The organism is Denitrificimonas caeni (assembly GCF_027498055.1).
GTDB lineage: Bacteria > Pseudomonadota > Gammaproteobacteria > Pseudomonadales > Pseudomonadaceae > Denitrificimonas.
The window spans coordinates 543397-566237 of sequence record NZ_CP114976.1; the positions used below are offsets into that span (position 1 = coordinate 543397).

The window sequence follows — 22841 nt, forward strand, 5'->3', positions numbered from 1 at the left end:
ACTGCCCTCTGAGTTTAGCTACCGAGGGCTTAGAGGTGCTAGGATACGCAACCATTTTATTAACAACCAGATTGGCATATTTTGACTTAAAAATACCTGCCAGTTTGGTGATTAGCTGAGATAGCCTTTTTTATGTTTGGTTCCGGCGACGACAAAGCAAAAAAACCAGCGCCAAGCGCTGAATCTGAAACCCCTGCACAAGAGCAGCACACTGCAACTGCGCCAGAAAAGCCGGCCAAAAAAGGTCTGTTTTCTTGGTTTGGCCGCAAAAAAGCCACAGCAAAAGAAGAACAGTCTAGCGCAGTTGAGAGTACGCCTCCTGCAGAACTTGAGCAATGCGCTGAGCCAGTAGAACAGCCAACCGCAGAAAGTGTGGCTGTAGCAGAACGCTCTGAGACCGATGTGCAAACGGCAGCTGAGCCAGATGCAAACAGTGTTGTTATCGAGGCTGCAGAGCAACAACCTGAGGCAGTGGAGTCGGCACTGGCATTGAGTGAGGTTGAGGCCGAGCCTAAATCAGAGCCAGAGCCAGAGCCAGAGCCAGAGCCAGAGCCAGAGCTAATTGCCAAAGTGGAAACTGAAGCACAGCCGCAACTCAAATCAGTCGAAACAGAACCTGCGCTTGCAGCCAACCTGGCCGGTCAAAGCAAGCCACAAGGCAATAAGCTCAGTTGGTTTGCTCGGCTGAAACAAGGTTTAGCTAAAACCAGCTCCAGCCTCGGTGAGGGCATGGCTAGCCTGTTTTTAGGCAAAAAAGAAATTGACGATGACTTGCTCGAAGAGCTGGAAACCCGCTTGCTAACTGCTGACGTTGGCATGGAAGCAACCACCGCTATTATGGGTAACCTGACCCGCCGAGTGGCGCGCAAGGAGTTGGCCGACAGTGGTGCGCTGTATCAAGCGCTACAAGATGAAATGGTCGATTTACTGCGTCCTGTTGAACAACCGATGACGATTAGTGCAGAGAAAAAACCTCACGTGATCTTGGTTGTCGGGGTCAATGGCGCAGGTAAAACCACCACTATTGGTAAGTTGGCGCAGCGCTTACAAAAAGAAGGTAAAAAAGTCATGCTGGCGGCAGGCGATACTTTCCGTGCCGCTGCCGTAGAGCAGCTGCAAGTCTGGGGTGAGCGCAATAATGTGCCAGTGATTGCTCAGCATACTGGTGCTGACTCTGCTTCGGTGATTTTTGATGCAGTGCAGGCTGCGCAATCCCGCGGCATGGATGTCTTAATTGCCGATACTGCCGGACGCTTGCACACCAAAGATAACTTGATGGAAGAACTGCGCAAAGTGGCGCGGGTGATGGGGCGTTTAGATGACAGTGCACCCCATGAAGTACTGCTGGTCTTGGATGCCGGTACTGGGCAAAATGCGATCAACCAGACTCGCCACTTTAATGAGACTATTCCTGTCACTGGCTTAGCTTTAACTAAACTGGATGGCACGGCCAAGGGTGGTGTTATTTTTGCTTTGGCTAAGCATTTTGCCATTCCTGTGCGCTATATTGGCGTGGGCGAAGGCATTGATGATTTACGCGATTTTGTTGCCGATGATTTTGTTGCAGCACTGTTTGCCGAGAAGGATTCTGCATGATTCGATTTGAGCAGGTCGAAAAACGTTATCCCAATGGACATGTTGGCTTGCATGAGTTGAGTTTTCGTGTGCGGCGTGGCGAGTTTTTATTTGTAACCGGTCACTCGGGTGCTGGTAAAAGTACGATGCTGCGCTTGTTATTGGCAATGGAACGGCCAACCGGCGGTAAGTTATTATTGGCTGGGCAAAACTTAGCCAAAATCACTAATGCGCAGATCCCTTTTTTGCGTCGACAAATTGGTGTGGTATTCCAAAATCACCAGCTACTATTTGATCGCAGTGTATTCGCTAATGTGGCACTGCCTTTACAGATCCTTGGCTTGCCGCAAGAAGAAATTAACCAGCGCGTTAGCTTGGCTTTAGATCGCGTCAGCCTAAAAGATAAAGCCTTGCAAGCACCGGCCGATTTATCCACAGGGCAGCAGCAGCGTGTTGGTATTGCCCGTGCGATCGTTCACCAGCCTGCTTTACTCTTGGCTGATGAGCCAACCGGTAACCTAGACCCGCGTTTAGCTGCAGAAATTATGTCAGTGTTTGAAGACATTAATCAGTTAGGCACTACGGTATTGATTGCGAGCCATGACTTGGCATTAATCGCGCGTATGCGCCAGCGCATGTTGACCTTGCAGCGTGGACGCTTAATTGGCGATGGAGAAGCTGTCTAATGTGTTCTGCCCGTGTAACCCCTGATCAGCCTGGCGAACGAGTAGGTGCTACGGCGAAGCATCAAGTCGATGCAACCTTATCGGACAATCGTGGCTTGCGTAATCAATTGCGTGCTTGGCTAGAAAATCACCGCGCCAGCTTGCAGGACAGTACCGGCCGTTTAGTGCGGCAGCCATTGAGTAGCTTTTTCACCTGTTTGGTAATGGCCGTAGCTCTAAGCTTACCTATGGGGCTGGCCTTGCTTTTGGAGAATGTCAGTCAGCTGGGTGGTTCGTGGCAGCGTGCAGCGCAAATCTCTTTATTTTTAGAGTTGGACGCTGGGGATACCTATGGCGAGCTCTTGCGCGAAGAAATCATTAAACATGAAAATGTCGCTGAGGCGCAGTGGATCAGCCGTGAACAGGCGTTAGCAGAGTTTCAGGAGCAGTCTGGACTAGGCGAGGCCTTGCGTGAGCTGCCGGACAACCCGTTGCCGGGCAGTATCTTGGTTACGCCAGAGATCATTGATAAAGATGCGCTAGTGGCCTTGCTGGATGAGTTAAAGGCCATGCCACAGGTGCAGCAAGCGCAGTTGGACTTGATGTGGATTGAGCGCTTGGCGGCAATTTTACACATGGGTGAGAACTTTATTTTTGCTTTATCAGTGTTGCTGATTGCTGCCTTGCTGTTGGTGGTGGGTAATACCATTCGCCTACATATTGAAAACCGCCGCATTGAAATTGAAGTGATTAAACTGGTGGGTGGCACCGATGGCTATGTGCGTCGCCCCTTCTTGTATATGGGCGTGCTTTACGGCTTTGCTGGTGGGGTATTGGCTTGGTTGCTGTTGGCATTTGGCTTGGATTGGCTCAATGGCTCAGTGGTTGAGCTTGCGCAGTTATATGGCAGTGAATTTAGTTTATCAGGCGTGCCTGTTGAAGATGGCTTTTCTTTATTACTTGGTGCAGTATTACTGGGTTATATCGGTGCTTGGTTAGCTGTTGCGCGGCACCTGCGGGAATTATTACCGCGTTAGTTGCAAAGCGCCTTAGCATGAGGCTTTGCGCATATTTTTAAGCGCAAGAAAATGGAACTTTATGTCGTAAATGACATCTGATAGTTAATAGAGTTATTTAAGATATAGTCACCCGTTGGAGGAAATTTATGACCACCACGACCGCATTACAAACTGCTCGTATGCTGACTCCTGGTTCTAACCTTGAGACTTATATGCAGACAGTAAGCTCAATTCCGCTGTTAAGCGTTGAGCAAGAGCAAGACTTAGGTGAGCGCTTGTATTATCACCAAGATTTAGATGCTGCACGCCAATTAGTTATGGCGCACTTGCGTTTTGTCGTACACATTGCGCGCAGTTATTCAGGTTATGGCTTACCGCAAGGCGACCTGATTCAAGAAGGTAACGTTGGTTTGATGAAGGCAGTGAAGCGTTTTAATCCTGAAAAGGGTGTGCGCTTAGTGTCTTTTGCTGTGCATTGGATTAAAGCCGAAATTCACGAATACGTACTGCGTAACTGGCGTATTGTGAAAGTGGCAACCACTAAAGCACAACGCAAATTGTTCTTTAACTTGCGCAGTCAGAAAAAACGTTTGGCATGGTTAACCAATACCGAAGTTGAAGCTGTAGCTGATTCTTTAGGTGTTGAGGCGCGTGAAGTGCGAGAAATGGAAAGCCGTTTAACCGGCCATGATATGTCGTTTGATCCGTCTGCGACTGAGGATGATGAAGGAACATATCATTCTCCAGCGAATTACTTAGAAGATCATAGCCATGATCCAGCATTGCAGTTGGAGTCGCTTGATCAGGCTGAAAGCAGCAGCAACAGCCTGCATGAAGCACTGAGCGAGCTGGATGAGCGCAGCCGTGATATTTTGCAGCAGCGTTGGTTATCTGACGAGAAAGTGACTTTGCATGACTTGGCCGCACAATATGGTGTGTCTGCTGAGCGGATTCGTCAGATTGAGAAAAATGCCATGAAGAAGCTCAAAGGCAGCATTGCTGCGTAATGACTTCGAACGGGTGATAAAAAGGCGACTTTTATAGTCGCCTTTTTTATTGGGCGCAGAGAGGTGTTGTGTACGAGATGAAAAGCCAGCAGCAGTCTTTAATCGAGCGCTGGCTTAATTCATTGACAAAGTTCCAGACGAAATTGACACTTCGAGTCATGCTGTTTAGCAGTGGTCGGTGCTTATCTCGAATGCGAACTTTTAATGTTTTGGCGTGCTTTATCATGCTGTATATAATATCAGTACTAACCTATACTGCAAAGACTTGGACAACCTATTAGGGTGCTGCGCAAGCAGGCCTATAACAGGCTGCTAAAGATCTTGCAGTACAGCCCTATGTGTCAGCCTAGTTGTTCGCCGAGCTAAAACGGCCAAAAAATAGGAATAAAGATCACTCCCAGTACCCAAAAAATACTATTGAGCGGTAAGCCCACCTTAATAAAATCACTGAATTTATAACCACCAGCGTTATACACCATCATATTGGTTTGGTAGCCCACTGGGGTCATAAAGCTGGTAGAGGCGGCGAAGGTAATGGCAATCAAAAACGGAGTAGGATCAGCACCCATCAGTTGCGCAGTAGAAAAACCGATGGGCGTGAGCAGTACAGCTGCAGCTGAGTTGCTCATGAGCTCGCCCAATGCCAGAGCCATTAAATAGAGGACTGCGAGCACCACATGCGGCCCCAAGTGGCTGACTAAGCCGATACTGTTATCCACTAAGAACTGTGCCGCACCGCTACTGCTCATAGCAATTCCCAGCGGTAACAGCCCAGCGATTAAGATCACAATCGACCAGTCGGTACTCTCGTACACATCATCGGCGTGAATACAGCCTGCTAAGGTCATAGCCACCGCGCCAGTCAATGCAGAGAGGGCAATGGGTAACCAGCCCAGCGCCGAAACACTGACTACCGCAGCCATCACGGCAATGGCAAAAGGTGCGCGCCAACCAAATTTTTGTTGCGCCTCACGCTGCGAAATAACAATGACACTTTTATCTTTGCGCAGCGCGGCTAAGTCTTTTTCTGGTAAGGCTAAGAGCAAAATATCGCCGATGCGCAGTCGTAGACTATTGAGTTGCTTGCGCACCACCTGCCCACGCCGCTGCACGCCCATCACTGAAGCGTTGTAACGCCAGCTACGGTTCAAAACGGCGAGCAAGCGTCCTGCTGCGCGTGACTGTGGGGCGATCATCACTTCGGCCAGTACAGATTTTTCCTGCTTAGCACCTTTGAGCTGGAAGTCGGTTTGTGTATTGAACTCGAGTTTTTGTTCATCCTTAAGGGTTTCCAAATCTGACCAAACCCCACGCGCAAGTAAAATGTCACCCTCACGTAACTCTTCTGAGCGTGGTGACCAGTACTTTTCGCCGTCACGCAGCAGCTCGAGAATATACACATTGTAGTGCTTGCTGAGCTTGGCTTCTTCCACGGTTTTGCCCAATAGTTTTGAGTCTTCGGTGACTTTTAATTCGCTAATATAGTGGCCAAACTCATAGAGGTTGTCTAAGTCTGCGCTGCGCACATCAGGTAATAACCAGCGACCAAACGTTAGCAGGTATAGGCAGCCAGCCACGGCACAAATTGCCGCTAAAGGTAAAAACTCAAACATACTAAAACCAGAGTGCCCCAGATCTTTGGCAATGGAGTTGACCAGCAGGTTGGTGGAGGAGCCAATTAGGGTTACCACGCCCATCATTTGTGCGACATAAGACAGTGGGATTAGCGTTTTAGAGGGGGCTAAACCCACTTTTAAACTGGCGGCAATGACGATGGGAATAAAAATTGCCACCACCGCAGTGTTGTTGACGAAGGGCGCGATTAGCGCCAACAGGCCAAACAGCATCAGCATAAACTGCAAAGGCGAGCGGGCGGCGCTGAGTAATCTTTGTATGCCCGCCAGTGCGCCACTGTTTTGCAAACCAGCAGCAAGGATAAACATCGACGCTACAGTGATAGTGGCGGGGTTACTAAAGCCACTTAAGGCTTGGCTGGGGCTCACCAAGTCCAGCAGGGTTAAGCTAACCAGCACTAAAATGGCAATAGCATCAATGCGCAGCTTTTCGGTAACAAAAAGCGTCATGGCAGCTAAGGTAATCAGCAAAACGAGAAAGATTTCAAAGGTCATAAGCGTTTCGCCTGATGTTTTAACTGCGGCAATGACAGTTACAGTATAAGCATGCTGTTATTGGCGCAAGCGTAACTTAAGGAAGCGCTGAATAATTACCTACGTTGTCAGGACGTTGTTAAAAATCGGCTAAAAATGCTCATTTACTACCCGTAAACTGCGCTTTTTCGCCGATTTTTGCCTAGCCCTGACTGCCTCGCTAACATTATTCAGTGCTTCCTTAAGGGTCGGGGGTCGCCTGCTGGGCGAAGTATTTGCCAGTAAAACACAGCAGTATGGCAGCCAAGCCCAGTACCATTAATGCCATAGGCAGAGTGTACAGTGACGGCGCGGCAATGATACTGGCTAAGAAGCCAATCAGCGCAGCCAGGAGAAACTGAATTAAGCCCATGAGTGACGATGCAATGCCGGCATGTTGTTGGGTATGCGCCATGGTGACAGCGGTTAAGTTCCCCGTAATCAGACCGGACATGCTGGTGCCCAAGCCGAGCAATAAGCCATAACTCCACAATGCCACCCAGTCTAATTGCAGTAAGCTAAACAAGAGTAAACCAATGCTGATAAAACCAGCTAAACCAATCAGTAGAATCTGCATTGCGCTGTAAAGTTTTAATAAGCGCAAATTGATTTGGCTAAAAACGATCATGCCCACTGCATTGGCGGCAAATATATAGCTGAACTGGTTGGGGCTGAGCGCAAACATCTCAATAAAAATAAAGGGCGAGTTATTAATATAGATAAAAAGGCTGCCCAAGGTGCAACTGGTTGCTAGGGTGTAAAAGAAGAAGCTGGGATTGCTCAGCTGGATGGCGTAGTTGCGCACAATACTGCGCATGGATAAAGGAATGCGGCGCTCTACCGGCAGTGTTTCCGGCAGGAGCCGCAGGGTAAATGCCCCGCAGATGATACCAAACAAGGCCAGCACCCAAAAAATCAAATGCCATTCGCCGTAGAGTAAAATTAAGCTGCCCAACATGGGCGCGGTAATGGGGGCAATCATCATTACTTGCATCAGCATTGAGTAGATCCGTGCTGAGTTTTGCGGGTCACAGGTGTCAGTCACTACCGCTCGTGACGCTACCGAGCCAGCTGCAGCGCCAATGGCTTGTAAAAAACGTGCCACCAATAAGCCTTCGAAACTGGTGGTCAGTGCTGCGGCCAATGAGCCAATAGTGAATAAAGTGATGCCAAAGAGCAGTGGTGGTTTGCGCCCAAAACGATCTAAAAATGGGCCGTATAAGCCTTGGCCGATGCCTAGACCAATTAAAAACACTGAAAGAGTTTGCTGGACTTGCCCAGGGGTAATATCCAAGCTCGTAGCAACTGTAGGAAAAGCAGGCAGGTACATATCAATGGCCGCAGCCACCAGAGCACTTAGCGAGGCCAGCAGAATAATCAGCTGCATGCTTAGGGTTTTTGTTGCCGTTGGAGTACTAATAACACTGTTCCTTATGATCAGTAGAAGGCCGCGTAACAGCCTGATTTACTACTTTTTAAGCATGGCGCGAATATCAGCTAAAGCGCTGTTGCCCCGTGCTGCTTTCACTTCTTGTGGCGCTTCTTCAAGGCCTTCCCACTGTAGATCTTCGGCAGGTAGTTCGTCTAAAAAACGGCTGGGTATGCAGTCGATGGTTTCGCCATATTGCTTACGTTTACTGGCAAAAGTAAAGGTTAGATTGCGGCGGGCACGAGTAATTCCTACATAGGCTAAACGCCGTTCTTCTTCAATGGTATCGGCTTCAATGCTGGAGCGGTGTGGCAGAATCTCTTCTTCCATGCCCATAATATAAACGCTGGGAAACTCTAGACCTTTAGAGGCGTGCAAGGTCATCATTTGTACACCTTCAGCACCGTCTTCGTCTTCTTCTTGACGCTCCAGCATGTCGCGCAAAACCAGTTTGGCGATGGCTTCTTCGATGGTCATTGTGCCTTCTTCGTCGCGCTCTAAGGTGTTTTTTAACGCTTCAATTAAGAACCACACATTACTCATGCGGTATTCGCAGGCTTTTTCACTGGAGCTGTTTTGTCTGATCCAGTTTTCATAATCAATATCGAGGATCATCTCTTTTAAAGCAGCAATGGGCTCTTCGCTAAAACAGCGCTGGCGCAATTTATCCATATAGTGCTTAAAGCGGGCCAAGCGTTCGGTGTAGCGTGCGCCTAAATGCTCGCCAAGACCTATCTCGGCTGAGGCTTCATACATAGAAACCTTGCGCTCAGTAGCGTAGGCGCTGAGTTTCTCTAAAGTGGTGGAACCAATTTCACGGCGCGGCACATTGATCACCCGCAAAAAAGCGTTGTCGTCGTCTGGGTTGACCAGTAAGCGAAAGTACGACATCAGGTCTTTGACTTCTTGGCGACCAAAAAAACTGGTGCCGCCTGATAAGCGGTAGGGCACTTTGTGCACTTGCAGCTTGAGTTCCATGATTTTTGCTTGGTAGTTGCCACGGTACAAAATGGCAAAGTCGCTATACGGGCGCTGGGTGCGCATATGTTCGGTGAGGATTTCTAGGGCAATACGCTCCGCTTCAGCATCCTCATTGCGACAACGAATGACGCGGATTTCATCACCGTGCCCCATTTCACTCCACAGCTCTTTGACAAACTCGTGGGGGTTGTTGGAAATTAAGGTGTTAGCGCATTTTAGAATGCGGCCGGTGGAGCGGTAGTTTTGCTCCAGCATGACGATTTTTAATGAGGGAAAATCTTCTTTGAGTTGCATTAGATTTTCCGGCCGTGCGCCGCGCCAAGCATAAATTGATTGGTCATCATCGCCCACGACGGTGAATTGCGCGCGCTCTTTCACCAGTAACTTAACCAGCAGGTACTGACTGGCGTTGGTGTCTTGGTATTCATCCACCAACATATAGCGAATGCGATTACGCCATTTTTCTAGTATTTCTGGATGGTTCTGAAAAAGCTTTACCGGCTGCAAAATTAAGTCGTCAAAATCCACTGCGTTATAGGCTTTGAGGGTGCGCTGATAATGGCTGTAGACAATGGCGGCGGTTTGCTCTTTGCCGGCGCGGGCTTGCTCTAAAGCCTCCTCGGGTAGCACTAAGTCATTTTTCCAGCTGCTGATGAGGTTTTTTACTTCATCCGCGCCATCATCACCGGCGTATTCTTTTTGCATGATATCGGTGAGTAAGCTTTTAACATCAGAATCATCAAAAATAGAAAAACCAGGCTTGTAACCGAGCAGCGCATGTTCACGGCGGATGATGTTGAGGCCGAGGTTGTGGAAGGTGGAAACGGTTAAACCGTGACCTTCAGCGCCGCGCAACAAAGAAGAAACGCGCTCTTTCATCTCGCGGGCGGCCTTATTGGTAAAGGTTACCGCGACAATATGCCGAGCGGAGATGCCGCACTGCTGAATTAGGTAGGCGATTTTACGGGTAATTACGCTGGTTTTACCTGAGCCGGCACCCGCCAGCACCAGCATCGGGCCGCTAATATAATTGACCGCTTCTTGTTGGCGAGGATTGAGCTTAGACATGAATCAAACCAGAGTTGTGAAAGTGTTTATTCTAGCATTTAAGTGCTGTACAGAGGGTATTGCTGAGTTTGCAGAGAGTGGCAGGCATAAAAAAGGCGCCCATTAAGAGCGCCTTAGTGGTTAGCTAAACATTAACGCACAACGTGCAAGAAGTGCATGTGTTGCTCGTACTGATCAAGGATGTCATCAATCACTTCATCACGGGACCAACCCATGATGTCGTAATCTTGCCCACCTTCCATTAAGTGCACTTCGGCACGGAAGTACTTACGCTCTTCGCGTTCTTCCTGGCCGCTGTCTTCATCTTCAGGGCTATCCTCCTGCATGAGGTCAGGACGTGCATAAGCGCGGGCCCGTACTTCATAGATAAAGTTAGCTTCGAGGTGGTGCTGTACTTCAATTTTGCAGCGCTTATCATCATCACGTTCGGTCACTTCTACGCTGTAGCCTTGTTTGCGCAACTCCATTGCCACTTCTTCAAAGGCTGGTACCACTACTTCATCCATAAAGCGGTTGACGTGTGAGCGGCGTGGGAACATCACCATGCTGCGTAGGCGTCGCTGCCAGCCGCCAGTTTTTTGCTGCTGACGGGAGTGGTGCGTCGCACTTTGCTGCCTAAGTACACGTTTGGTGGAGTCAATGTGCAGCGCTTTAAATAAGCCCCAAATGGCAATCAGCAGCACCACGGAGAAAGGCAGTGCGCTAGCAATGGTAGCGGTTTGCAGAGCAGCTAGACCACCGCTCATTAACAGTGCGATAGCAACCACACCAGTGGACGATGCCCAAAACACGCGCTGCCACAAAGGTGTTTCTGTTTGACCTCCAGAAGCCAGCATATCAATCACCAACGAACCTGAGTCTGCTGAAGTGACGAAGAACAGGATCACCATACATACTGCCACCATAGACAGGAATGTAGAGAAGGGGAAATGCTCTAAGAAAGCAAACAGCGCCAAAGAGCTATCGGCACTGACAGTTTCAGCCAAGCTGGTCATCCCCTCCTTCATAATTAAATGGATAGATGTGTTGCCAAATACCGTCATCCACATAAAGGTAAAGCCGGTTGGCACTAGCAAAATACCGGTGATAAATTCACGGATAGTGCGGCCACGGGATACGCGGGCAATAAACATACCGACAAAGGGTGACCAAGAAATCCACCAGCCCCAGTACAGTAAGGTCCAGCCGCCCAGCCAGTCTGTTGGCTCGTAAGCAAACAGGTTGAAGGTTTTATTCACAATGTCAGATAAGTAGCCGCCGGTATTTTCCACAAAGCTTTTTAGCAGCAGTGCGGTAGGGCCGAGAATTAAAACTAGGGTTAATAAAACTACCGCTAACAACAGGTTTAATTCTGAGAGGCGCTTAACCCCTTTATCGAGTCCTGTCGCCACTGACAACGTTGCTAGGGCGGTGATCACCACAATTAAGATTACTTGTGTATTGGTACCAATGGGCAAATCAAACAAATAGTTAAAACCACTGTTGATCTGCAGTACGCCGTAACCCAGAGATGTGGCGATACCCAGAACGGTACTGATCACTGCGAAAATATCCACCGCATGGCCAATTGGGCCGTAGATGCGGTCACCAATTAACGGATACAGGGCCGAACGCAAGGTCAGCGGTAAGCCGTGACGGTAAGCAAAGAAAGCTAGAATCAAAGCAACCACGGCATACACTGCCCAAGCATGTAAACCCCAGTGGAAGAAGGTTAGCTTCATTGCTTCTTTAGCGGCTTCAACGGTATTAGGGTCGCCTACAGGTGGTGCCACAAAGTGCATGACCGGTTCGGCAACACCAAAGAACATCAAGCCAATACCCATACCAGCAGAAAACAGCATGGCAAACCATGAGGTGTTCTTATAGTCCGGCTTACTGTGATCAGGCCCGAGCTTGATATCTCCGTAACGGCTGGCAGCTAAAAACACTGTGGCCAAGAGAATTAAAGCCAGAGTCAGGATATAGAACCAGCTGACGTTTTCTAGGATCCAGCTTTGTACTTGCTCAAAAAACTCCTGTAGAGACTTTGGGAAAATACTTGCAGATATAACTAAGACAGCAATCAGAAGCGCCGATGTGTAAAACACCGGTGGGCTGATCGTTTTGCTATTTTCACTGGTTTTTTCCATGGGAGCTCCTTGGCGCCGAGTTGCAATGATCAAGTGCGGCCAGTAAGTATAGGGTTACCGGCACAAGACTGACAGGGCGGCGATAGTAAAACGCTTTATCGTATCTGTATATAAAAAACCCCCGATATTTATTACTAAATATTGGGGGTTGGGGTGTGACAAAACTTAGCGCAAGTTTAGTCTGTACGGGAAGTCAACAAAGCTGGGCGCTCTTTATTGCGTGTGCGTGACTCTAATTGCTCAAGCTGTTCTAGACTCGGTAAGCGCTCACCCTTGCGGATGATTAAGGGTTGCGGCGCTTCGCGGCTAACAGCTGGTTCATTGCTACCTAATGCTGCGCGCGAATCATTGCGGCGTGGATTATTACGCGGTTTTTTCGGTGCTCGGCGTTTATCAGTGGCAGCTGCAGGGTTATTGGCACGGGCTGGACGAGCACCGCGCGGTTGTGCACCCGCTGGAGTGTTGCTGTTAGGGCGACGGCCGCGACCTTTATTTTGATAAGGGCTAACGTAATCAACGCTATTACCAAAATTATCAATGGCGTCATCTAAAAAAACTTCAGGGTCGCGATTTGGCGGCAATTCTGGTGCGCCAACAATAGGTGCAGCAGCGCTACGTTGATTGCGAGTGTTACGCGGGTTACGTGTGCGGGGCGCTGGTTTGTCAGTGGCCGTCGCTGTGCTATCGGTGCGCTCAGGGTTACGCGCCGCAGGGCGTTTAGCTCTTGGCTTGTCTGGGTTTTTAGCCTTATCCGTAGTGCGTGGAGTGGCACTGCGGCCACCGCCGCGGGGTGGGCGAGGAGCGCGCGGCTCAGGTTTTTCAATGACGACGCTGCTTGGGTCAAAACCAAAGGTGTCACCGTCTTCGATTTTTTGCCGGGTCATGCGCTCAATGCCCTTAAGCAGACGCTCTTCATCTGGCGCCACTAATGACACTGCAAGACCTGAACGACCAGCACGCCCAGTGCGGCCAATGCGGTGCACATAATCTTCTTCTACGTTAGGCAGTTCGAAGTTAACCACGTGTGGTAATTGATCGATATCTAGACCGCGTGCAGCAATATCGGTGGCAACTAAGATGCGCACACTACCGGCTTTAAACTCGGCTAAAGCTTTGGTGCGGGCATTTTGGCTTTTGTTACCATGAATGGCTGCAGCTGGCAGGCCGTTTTTTGACAGGTATTCAGCCAAGCGGTTAGCGCCGTGCTTAGTGCGGGTAAATACTAAAACTTGCTCCCATGCACCCATGGTGATCAAGTGGGCTAATAAAGCGCGTTTGTGCGATGCCTGAATACGGTACACCCGTTGTTCAATACGCTCTACCGTAGTGTTGGGAGGCGTCACTTCAATGCGCTGGGGGTTGTGCAATAAACGGCCCGCTAAATTGGTGATGTCTTGCGAGAATGTTGCCGAGAACAGCAAGTTTTGGCGCTTGCTAGGTAATTTAGCCAGCACTTTCTTCACGTCATGAATAAAGCCCATATCGAGCATACGGTCGGCTTCATCCAGCACTAAAATTTCTACGCCGCTTAAATCAATTTTGCCTTGGTTGACCAAATCCAATAAACGACCTGGGCAAGCCACTAAAACATCTAAGCCTTTAGCGACCGCGTTGATTTGCGGGTTCATGCCGACGCCGCCAAAAATACAGGCGCTGACAAAAGGTAAGTCGCGGGCATACAGTCGAAAACTGTCGTGCACTTGCGCCGCCAGTTCACGTGTTGGTGTTAACACTAAGACACGGGGCTGACGCGGGCGGTGACGTTGTTCGCGGTCGGGCTTACCGTTAGGGAACAAGATTTCTAAAATAGGCAGAGCAAAGCCGCCAGTTTTACCGGTACCGGTTTGTGCGGCAACCATCAGGTCGCGGCCTTCGAGTGCCGGTGGAATAGCCAGTAATTGCACTGGCGATGGAGATGTATAGCCGGCAGCTTCAACGGCGTTGACCAGAGCCTGAGATAGGCCTAGCGAGGAAAAGGACATGCAGTCTTCCTGTGTGTCGGCGACCCGCCGACTTTGGGGCGCAAAATTATAAATGCTCCATACCAGCGCATAAAATATATGCACCCCATCCACGAGTTATGTCCTGCGCTGGGCATAAAGCTGGATGGAGGTATTTCGCTATAGTGGCACTTAGGCCTTATTTCAGCGGTTAAGCTGGAGATTATCCCAAACAGCTAAACTGGGTTCAGCTTGGTTAAGTGTGTAGAAGTGCAAGCCAGGCGCGCCACCTTCTAATAGGCGTTCGCACATGTTGGTAATAACTTCTTCACCAAAGGCTTGGATGCTTGCTATGTCGTCGCCGTACGCTTCCAGTTGTTTGCGTATCCAGCGCGGTAGCTCTGCACCACAAGAATCAGAGAATCGCGCCAATTTACTGTAATTGGTAATCGGCATAATGCCTGGCACGATTGGGATATCAATGCCTAGCTTACGCGTTCGCTCGACAAAATAGAAGTAACAATCTGGATTAAAGAAGTATTGGGTGATGGCGCTGTCGGAGCCAGCTTGCACTTTACGAGCAAAGTTTTGCAGGTCAACTTCAAAATCCCGCGCTTGTGGGTGCATCTCTGGATAGGCAGCTACTTCAATATAGAAGTGATCACCGGTCTCTGCGCGGATAAACTCCACCAGCTCATTGGCGTAGCGCAATTCACCGTTGGCCATACCCATCCCAGAGGGTAGGTCACCACGCAGGGCCACAATGCGTTTAATGCCAGCATCTTTATACAAATGCAGCAGTTCGCGTAAGTCTTCTTTACTGTCGCCGACACAGGATAAGTGCGGTGCAGTCGGGACTTTGATTTCGCCGTCTAATTGTAAAACGGTGTTTAAAGTGCGGTCACGGGTGGAGCCACCAGCGCCATAAGTGCAAGAGAAAAACTCAGGATTGTAAGTGGCTAGCTTGCTGGCTGTGGTGAGCAGCTTTGCGTGGCCAGCGTCGGTTTTGGTGGGGAAAAACTCAAAACTCACACGATGTTGATTGCTCATAGAATATGTCCCTAAATATGAAAATGTATGGGCAGTCGCAGTGAAAAAAGGGGCAGCTGTGCCACCCCTTCAAACTACTTAGTAGCGGTAGGTTTCTGGCTTGTAAGGGCCATCCACAGGTACACCAATGTAGTCAGCTTGCACATCAGTTAAGCGGGTAATGACGCCGCCAAAACCTTTAACCATTTCTAGAGCAACTTCTTCGTCGAGCTTTTTCGGTAACACTTCAACGGTTAATGCTGCTGCTTTTTGCTCAGCATTTAACTGGGCAAATTTGCGCTCAAATAAGTGCATTTGCGCAAGCACTTGGTTAGCAAAGGAACCGTCCATAATGCGGCTTGGGTGACCCGTCGCATTACCCAGGTTCACTAAGCGGCCTTCTGATAACAAAATTAAGTAGTCATCGTTGTGCGCATCAAATTCGCCAGCACCGGTGCGGTGAATTTTGTGCACCTGTGGCTTAACTTCTTCCCACGCCCAGTTTTTGCGCATAAATGCGGTGTCGATTTCATTGTCAAAGTGACCAATGTTGCAGACCACAGCGCGTTTTTTCAGGGCTTTAAGCATGCCGGCATCACAGACATTGGCGTTACCTGTGGTGGTAACGATCAAGTCTATTTTGCCTAACAGTGCTTTATCAATGCTGGCGTCGGTGCCGTCATTGTGACCATCGATGTAGGGTGATACCAACTCGTAACCGTCCATGCAGGCTTGCATCGCACAAATTGGGTCAACTTCAGAGACTTTAACAATCATGCCTTCCTGGTTCAGCGATTGTGCCGAGCCTTTACCCACATCACCGTAACCTATAACCAGAGCTTGCTTGCCTGACAGTAGGTTGTCAGTACCGCGCTTGATGGCATCGTTAAGGCTGTGGCGGCAACCGTATTTGTTGTCGTTTTTACTTTTGGTGACTGAGTCATTGACGTTGATGGCAGGTACTTTCAGCGTGCCTTTTTCCAGCATTTCTAGCAGGCGGTGTACGCCGGTGGTGGTTTCTTCAGTGACGCCGTGCACATTGTCTAGTACTTGTGGGAAGCGCTCGTGCAGGATCGCCGTAAGGTCACCGCCATCGTCAAGCACCATATTGGCATCCCAAGGTTGGCCGTCTTTAAGGATGGTTTGCTCGATACACCAGACGTACTCTTCTTCGGTTTCGCCTTTCCAAGCAAACACTGGAATACCTGCAGCCGCAATCGCCGCCGCGGCTTGGTCTTGGGTTGAGAAGATGTTGCAGCTAGACCAGCGCACTTCTGCACCCAATGCCGTCAGTGTTTCAATCAACACTGCAGTTTGAATGGTCATGTGAATACAGCCGAGAATTTTCGCACCTTTAAGCGGTTGCTCACCAGCGTACTTAGTACGCAAGCCCATTAAGGCTGGCATCTCAGATTCAGCAATAATAATTTCACGACGGCCCCAATCAGCCAGTGAAATATCCGCAACTTTATAATCAGTAAAATCAGCAACAGCGCTCATTGAAGAGTTCTCCATTCGTAATTAGCGAATGGGCGCCGTTTGCAAATATGCAGTTGTCGAGACAACTGGAAGGCAACTGTTTCGAGCCTGACAGGAGAATCCTGCTGCAGCGCCCCTCGAATCTGTTGGCGATCACGGCTGGGCCGTAATGCGCGAGTGATTATAGCGAGGCTTTGGCATTTGCCCAAGGGGTTAGCAATGAAGAATTTGTTTTGTATGGGGTAATTTGTATTAAGAAACCGCTGAATAACTACCTGCGTAGCTATCATTGCGTTAAAAACGTACTCAAAATGCTCATTTACTCGGTGTAAACTGCGCTTTCTCGTACGTTTTTGCCTTGTGCTAGCGTCCTCGGTAACGTTATTCAGAGGCTTCTTAAGGTAGCCATTCAAACGATAAAAATAATGAATGCAGGAGTAACTATGACAATTGCTTATTGGTGTGTGTTAGTGAGTATTTTGCTGCCATATATTTCTACGGTGTGGGCTAAAGCCAGTGCCGGGGGGTTTGCGCCGAAACATAATCATGATCCACGGGCTTTTTTAGCTACTGCGCAAGGGATGGCGCGGCGGGCAAATAATGCTCAGCAAAATGGTTTTGAAATTGCCCCAGCTTTTGCAGCTGCGGTAATTATTGCTCACTTAGCCGGAGGTGCTGAACAAGGACTGCTAGATCAGCTGGCGATCACCTTCGTTTTCAGTCGTGTGCTGTATACTCTGTGCTACATCGCGGACTGGGCCATTTTGCGTTCACTGGTATGGTTTTTAGGCTTGGGCTTAATTGTCAGTTTGTTTGTGGTGGCGGCTTAACGGGCTTGGTCTGTTTTTAACTATTATTTAAATTGTAAGTGGTGAGAGTGTGCTGAAACGTGGTTTTTTATTAGCGATAGTATTGAGTTTGGCTGCTTGTGGTGGTGTAGACCCTGATTCACCACTGGGCAAACGTAAGGCTGTATTCAAGAAAATGCTCAATGTGAGTGAGGATCTTGGCGGCATGTTGCGTGGCCGTATTGCTTATAACGAGCAGCTATTTGCGGAGTTGGCTGTGGAGCTGGATGAGCTGTCGCATGAGCCTTGGCAGTATTTTCCAACGGTTAAAGATGACGGTAAAACCTCAGCCCGCGATGATGTTTGGCAGCGTCAAGAGCGCTTTCAAGAGTTGGCGCGGCACTTAGAGGGCACAACTGCGCGTTTGGTGGCCAGCACCACTGAAGCACCCTTTAATAAAAGTGTTTTAGCCTTGCGCGTGCAAGCGGTAGAAGATTCTTGTGAGTCCTGTCACCAAGAGTTCCGCGTGTATTAAACAGTACAGCAGCGAACTGACTGTCAGCGTGTACCACCGGCAGTCAGTTCGTATGCGCAAGCTATTATTGCATTTGGAAGGATTCTAATAACGCCGGAATCCCTGGGAACATGCCGATCCCGGCCATGACCGCACACAGTAAAATAAAGACCATAGAGGGAATAATCCAGCGGTCAGTGCGGGTCATTTTTTCACCTCTTTCCTTGTCGCCAATAATGCCTATATTGTCCAGCAGCACCGTCAGTGACCAGCCAAATACTGGGTTCACCAGCGCCGATGAGAAAATCACAATGGCGGCCGACTGTGAGGTTTTGCCTTCACGGGTCATTTGCATGCCCGCTTCTAATAAGGGCAAGTACACCCCCACAATTAACGCTACGCTCAACACTGGCGGCCAAATGGCTAAGTCCATGGGATAACCCCAGACTGCTGCAATCACACAAAGCAAGCCGGTTAAGATTGCTCCTGCTGGAATTGGACGCTTAGCAATTGCGGCAGGGACAATATAAGTGCCCCATGATGAAGCAATATTGGCTCCGCCCAAGGCCGTACCCACCACTTGCCGTGCCGCAGCAACGCACATGGTGTCATCAATATTCATCACCACTTTTTTCGCGTCTTTTGGGTAGTTGAGGTACTGAAACGCACGGTGTCCAAGGAAGTCCGGTGACCACATGGCAATGGCCAAAACTGCAAAAGGGGTTACGGCAATAAATTGATGCAGTTCAGGTAAGCCCAGCTTCCAGCCGGTGTCGTCGCCCCACCAATAAGCTGGGTTTAGGTTTGGAATCCCCGGTTGTGTGGTGAATTCAAAGGGTGCGCCCAAGGCAAAAGCAATCACCGCAGCCAGCACCGCACCCAAAGGAATTGCTAGCCAGCGCTTACCAATATGCTCTAAATAGGCATACATAATGATGGTGGCTAACACCACGGTAAAGGCGATATGGCCGGCATCAAAGCCCTCGGCCCAAGCATAGAGGTACTTGATTTGCGAGGTCATGCCAATAAAGCCTAGGAACAGCAGCAACCCCCCACAGACCCCATCACTGGTGAGCCTCGCCAATAAACTACCGCCGCGAAATACGCCCAAGGTAAAGCCTAAGACACCGATCATAATGCCCAGCGCCATGGGATGACCGCCGGATGCCACAATAATAGGGATCAACGGGATCAGAGGGCCATGAGTACCCGCCAAGTTTGCGGTTGGGATCAGTACCCCAGAAAACAGCACCACGAATAACAGCGCAGCAATGAGCATTTCATAGCGGGCGTTTTCAATCACAAATGAAGCGGGTAGCCCTAAAGGCTCGGCGAATGCAGCAACAATCGCTGCGACCATGACAATTTTACCGATGGTTGCCGCCATGGCTGGCACCCAGTCCTCGGCCTCAAAACGGTAGTCACGAAAGGGTAAGTTTATGCGCCAACGTCTGGGCGACATAATGCTCAATTCATGTTCTAAGTAAGCTTGACGAGAAGCAAACTCGGAGCGCGGCCGGTGTAAGGCGCGATAGCTTTTAGGGTCATCATTTGCCATTTTTGTTGCTCTTGTAATATATGCGTAACACAAAAGACAGGCGCAGCAGGTTGCTGTGCAGTCACACAATGAGTGCGTTGTCTTGGCTAATATTTCTTATTGTTATGCGGGGCGCAGAGGCGCAGGTGAACAAACTGCCATGGGTTGCAGTTTAATAAGCGCGCGTATCATGGGCATTTGTCAGGGTTACGGCAATACGCCTTTTGGAGGGTGTTTATTTCTAAATGCTCTCTACCAACTCAGCTAAGTTGGCAGAGAACTGCAGTACGAGCGTGCTTAAAAGCCGTCAATGTCATGGTTTTGCAAGTTTAGTGCGGCAGTTTGTACTGCTGGGTGCTGAAAAAATGCCCAAGCACTGTGCGCCTGAGTCGAGCCTAAGTGGCGCTGTTGCTGCCAATCCTGAACGCTCAGGGCGGCAAGGCTGTGCCAATTGTCACCGGGTTTTATAGTGATACTGGCTGGCGCGCCCAAGGCTCTTAACCAACGCTGGAAAGGCTGCTGTTTGGCTTGAGCAAAGGCAGCAGCGGTGTGCTGGCTGCGCTTTAGGGCAAAGTTGGGTAGTTGCTGTAAGTCACTAGCGCTAAGCGTTAACCAGTCAGTCAGCTGGCTAATATAGTTGGCATCCACTAAGGCTTGCCATGTTTGTAGGCCAAGCCCTGACATGGCTAAATTATTCTTCTGGCCCAGCCAGTGCAGGCGGGCCAGAAACTGCTGTTGGCAGACTGGGCTGTTTTGCCAGCAGCTTAAAGCATGGTAGTGCGCAGCATGCGGTGTTTCGATGGTTTGCCGTTGTGGACTGCGCCAGACGACTTCTTTCAGTTGCGGAATGGCATGCCCAGACAGCGCAATCGCCACATGATCGCCTTTGCTTAAGCGCAGTTTTGCCAAACGGGTCAGCGAACCCAGGCTCACTTTGCGAATGGTTTTGTCATCTAGGCTGACCGCCTGCACATGTGCGATAGGCGTAATGCGGCCACTGCGGCCAATGTTAAATGTGACATCGGTAACCGAAGTGAGCGCTTGTTGCAGCGGGTATTTTAACGCCACCGCCCAAAATGGCGGATAAGCGCTGCGCGCATGTTGAATGTTGCGCGTACTCTGCTTAATGACTAAACCATCACTGGCAAAGGGCAGCTCTGTGCGATACCAATAATCGCGCCAGTGTTTAGCTTCGGCTAAGTTGTGAATGGGTTGGCTATAGGCACCGCTGTCATTAAAGCCTAAATCCTGCAGTGTGCTTAAGCGTTCGGGCATGCTGGTCGGTCCATCGGGCCACTCCCAAACAAATAGACCAATTGTATTTCCAACGCTCGTTGTCAGTTGCTTGCGATTGAGCAGCCCAGCAACTTGGCTGCGGGCACTGCTACCACCATCACGCTGCTGAATATGTCTCGGCTGTTTTAAGTACAGCTCGCCTTGTAGGGTTATCTGCTTGCGTTGTGTTGCCAGTTGCTTGGGGATCGCAGCAATAGCTTGAGCATGCTTTAACCAGTTTTGTCCGCTTAAACCGTCACCACGGCTGAGTACTTGTTTGAGTTGGCCGTGGCTGTACACCAAGGTCACTGCCACTCCATCCACTTTTGGTTGCGCCCATAAATCTGCACGTTGCTGCATCCAGTCTTGTAGCTGGGTTTCACTGAGCTTGCTTAAACCCATTTGGCTAAAAGGTAGTGCTTGACTGCCCCGTGCTGACTGCAGGGCAGTGGCGGCCGGCTCCGGCGCAGCAGCAGGGGTAAAGCACGTTTGCCAGAGCTGTAATTGTGCGCGGGCTTGATCGTAGAGTTCGTCAGCAATGGGCGAGGTGGCGTCACGGTGATAGCTGCGATCCCAAACGGCAAGACGCTGCTGTAACGTGCTGATTTCTTGCTCGGCTTGAGTGTGAGTCCACGTTGGGCAAGCCGCTACAGCGGATAAATTGATCAGCAGCATCATGCTGCCAACGCAGATTGATACAATAGTACGCAACATATTGAGCATCCTTGCTAGTGATATGGCTGCATTCAGTGTAGTCGAAAATATTCCAGTGTCTTGGTTAAGGTTGTTGTAAGGCATGAAGATTAGACTGCAGCGTATAACGTGTTCAGAGGCGATCAAAATGAAAAAGGTGATGTACGCTGTAGCTATCTTGGTGGTGGCTGTTTGGGGCTTAACAGTGGTTGGGCACAACCCACCCATGGATGTGTGGTGGTGGCGCAAACAGCTAATTAATCTGACCGGCTTAGGTTCTTTTGTCTTGATGTCGTTGATTATGCTGCTGGCGGTGCGTCCGCTGTGGTTGGAAAAACGACTGCACGGCCTAGATAAAATGTACCGCCTACATAAGTGGGCTGGGATCTGGGCGATTGCCTTAGCCATTGCTCACTACGGATTAAAATTATCTAAAAGTGTTTTAAGTGAGTTTTTTGTACGCGGAGCTAAAGAGGCGCGCATAGAAACATTTTTAGATGCGTTTCGTGGTGCTGCTAAAGATCTTGGCGAATGGTCGGTGTGGATTTTGGGCATCATGCTAGTGATCACTCTTTGGCAGCGCTTTCCGTACCATATTTGGCGTTACGCGCATAAGATTTTATCGGTTATTTATCTGCTGATTGCTTTCCACAGCGTTGTTTTAGCACCTGCGGGCTGGTGGTTAGAGCCGGCTGGGGTATTGCTGGCGCTGGTCACTGCGGTTGGTTCGTATTGTGCGATTGTGGCCTTGACGGGCAGCATTGGTCGTGGCCGTCGCTATCCGGGTAAGGTTTTGCGTGTGAAGCGGCATCAGGGTGATGTACTGGAGGTGACTTGCCAGCTTCCTAAGAGCTGGTCGCACCGGCCTGGACAGTTTGCTTTTCTTACCTTTGATCGCTTTGAGGGTGCACACCCTTTTACCGTGAACAGTTCCGACCATGCGGATGGGCAGGTGAGTTTTGCGATTAAAGCCTTGGGTGATTACACCTCACGCTTACAAACTGAACTGGATGTAGGCCGCAAAGTCATTGCTGAAGGGCCCTATGGCCACTTTGATTTGCAGTTAGAGGGTGACAGTGAGCAGGTTTGGGTTGCTGCAGGCATTGGGGTAACACCATTTATTGCTTGGCTTGAGGCTTTGCAAGCACAGCCTGAGCGCGCACCGCAAGCCACTTTATATTACTGCGTAAACAATACTGCCGAAGGGGTCTTTGCCGAAAAACTGCAACGCTTAGCCGCTGCTGTACCAAATGTTACGTTGCATGTGCATTGCAGCGATGAGCAGGGGCATTTATGTGCTGAGCAAGCTTTGCAAGGCTGCGCTGCTGATACGCAAGTATGGTTTTGTGGCCCACAAGGCTTTGCCGATGCTTTGCAAAAAGGTATGCAAAATTTGGGTTTCCCAGCAGAAAACTTCCATAAAGAGTATTTTCAAATGCGTTAAGTAAGCGCAGCTCTGTATTAGGCACAGGGAAGTGCTTATAAAATATCCTTGTGAACCTCCTCCAGTCCTTGCGAACGCAGTGAAGCAATCCACCGAGCAAGCAGTACGCTGCCAAACTATAG

Annotated in this window: 16 protein-coding genes and 1 riboswitch; of the genes, 7 read left to right on the forward strand and 9 right to left on the reverse strand. The window is 49.6% G+C overall.

Translation table 11 applies throughout. The annotated features are described in order from the left end of the window. Positions 1-132: 132 nt before the first annotated feature. The 4 genes from ftsY to rpoH all read left to right on the forward strand — a co-directional run bounded on the left by ftsY (position 133) and on the right by rpoH (position 4266). Positions 133-1596, forward strand: a complete 1464-nt coding sequence (ftsY, locus tag O6P33_RS02665; protein WP_269818704.1) for a signal recognition particle-docking protein FtsY — start codon at positions 133-135, stop codon at positions 1594-1596. Further along, positions 1593-2261: a cell division ATP-binding protein FtsE gene (gene ftsE, locus O6P33_RS02670; RefSeq protein ID WP_269818705.1), complete on the forward strand. Its 669-nt coding sequence runs from the start codon at positions 1593-1595 to the stop codon at positions 2259-2261. Before ftsY ends, ftsE begins: the two co-directional genes overlap by 4 nt. After that, complete coding sequence (gene ftsX, locus O6P33_RS02675) at positions 2261-3277, forward strand: permease-like cell division protein FtsX (protein ID WP_269818706.1); 1017 nt, start codon at positions 2261-2263, stop codon at positions 3275-3277. The genes ftsE and ftsX overlap by 1 nt, the downstream gene beginning before the upstream one ends. Positions 3278-3405: 128 nt before the next feature. Then, positions 3406-4266 carry an RNA polymerase sigma factor RpoH gene (rpoH, locus tag O6P33_RS02680; protein WP_269818707.1) on the forward strand — a complete coding sequence of 287 codons (861 nt, stop codon included), beginning with the start codon at positions 3406-3408 and terminating at the stop codon, positions 4264-4266. A gap of 362 nt (positions 4267-4628) precedes the next feature. On the opposite strand, the gene O6P33_RS02685 is transcribed toward rpoH, so the two are convergent. The 7 genes from O6P33_RS02685 to ahcY form a co-directional block, all read right to left on the reverse strand. Continuing rightward, positions 4629-6395 carry an SLC13 family permease gene (locus tag O6P33_RS02685; protein ID WP_269818708.1) on the reverse strand — a complete coding sequence of 589 codons (1767 nt, stop codon included), beginning with the start codon at positions 6393-6395 and terminating at the stop codon, positions 4629-4631. A gap of 220 nt (positions 6396-6615) precedes the next feature. After that, a complete protein-coding gene (locus tag O6P33_RS02690; RefSeq protein ID WP_269818709.1) occupies positions 6616-7800 on the reverse strand; it encodes a multidrug effflux MFS transporter in 1185 nt (394 codons plus the stop codon). Between the two features lie 81 nt (positions 7801-7881). Next, positions 7882-9891: a DNA helicase Rep gene (rep, locus tag O6P33_RS02695; protein WP_269818710.1), complete on the reverse strand. Its 2010-nt coding sequence runs from the start codon at positions 9889-9891 to the stop codon at positions 7882-7884. Positions 9892-10022: 131 nt separating this feature from the next. Next, positions 10023-12020 (reverse strand): BCCT family transporter, encoded by a 1998-nt coding sequence (locus O6P33_RS02700; RefSeq protein WP_269818711.1) that lies wholly within the window; start codon positions 12018-12020, stop codon positions 10023-10025. A 176-nt stretch (positions 12021-12196) separates the two neighbouring features. Further along, positions 12197-14002, reverse strand: coding sequence for a DEAD/DEAH box helicase (locus O6P33_RS02705; RefSeq protein ID WP_269818712.1), 1806 nt, complete (start codon positions 14000-14002; stop codon positions 12197-12199). Positions 14003-14164: 162 nt separating this feature from the next. Beyond that, the gene (metF, locus tag O6P33_RS02710) at positions 14165-15010 is read right to left on the reverse strand and encodes a methylenetetrahydrofolate reductase [NAD(P)H] (RefSeq protein ID WP_269818713.1); all 846 of its coding nucleotides are present in this window, start codon (positions 15008-15010) and stop codon (positions 14165-14167) included. A 78-nt stretch (positions 15011-15088) separates the two neighbouring features. Further along, entirely contained in the window at positions 15089-16489 is a 1401-nt protein-coding gene (ahcY, locus tag O6P33_RS02715) for an adenosylhomocysteinase (protein WP_269818714.1), read from the reverse strand. A 23-nt stretch (positions 16490-16512) separates the two neighbouring features. After that, positions 16513-16613: riboswitch (S-adenosyl-L-homocysteine riboswitch) on the reverse strand. A 298-nt stretch (positions 16614-16911) separates the two neighbouring features. On the opposite strand from ahcY, the gene O6P33_RS02720 reads away from it, so the two are divergent. Together O6P33_RS02720 and O6P33_RS02725 are read left to right on the forward strand one after the other, a co-directional pair. After that, complete coding sequence (locus O6P33_RS02720) at positions 16912-17298, forward strand: MAPEG family protein (RefSeq protein WP_269818715.1); 387 nt, start codon at positions 16912-16914, stop codon at positions 17296-17298. Between the two features lie 49 nt (positions 17299-17347). Beyond that, entirely contained in the window at positions 17348-17791 is a 444-nt protein-coding gene (locus O6P33_RS02725) for a c-type cytochrome (protein ID WP_269818716.1), read from the forward strand. A gap of 64 nt (positions 17792-17855) precedes the next feature. On the opposite strand, the gene O6P33_RS02730 is transcribed toward O6P33_RS02725, so the two are convergent. Both O6P33_RS02730 and ligB read right to left on the reverse strand, forming a co-directional pair. Then, complete coding sequence (locus O6P33_RS02730; RefSeq protein ID WP_269818717.1) at positions 17856-19328, reverse strand: DUF3360 family protein; 1473 nt, start codon at positions 19326-19328, stop codon at positions 17856-17858. A 276-nt stretch (positions 19329-19604) separates the two neighbouring features. After that, positions 19605-21296, reverse strand: coding sequence for an NAD-dependent DNA ligase LigB (gene ligB / locus O6P33_RS02735; RefSeq protein ID WP_269818718.1), 1692 nt, complete (start codon positions 21294-21296; stop codon positions 19605-19607). 127 nt (positions 21297-21423) lie between these two features. Between ligB and O6P33_RS02740 the strand changes: the two genes are divergently transcribed. After that, on the forward strand, positions 21424-22719 hold the full coding sequence (locus tag O6P33_RS02740) for a ferric reductase-like transmembrane domain-containing protein (RefSeq protein ID WP_269818719.1): 1296 nt from the start codon (positions 21424-21426) through the stop codon (positions 22717-22719). Positions 22720-22841 lie beyond the last annotated feature (122 nt).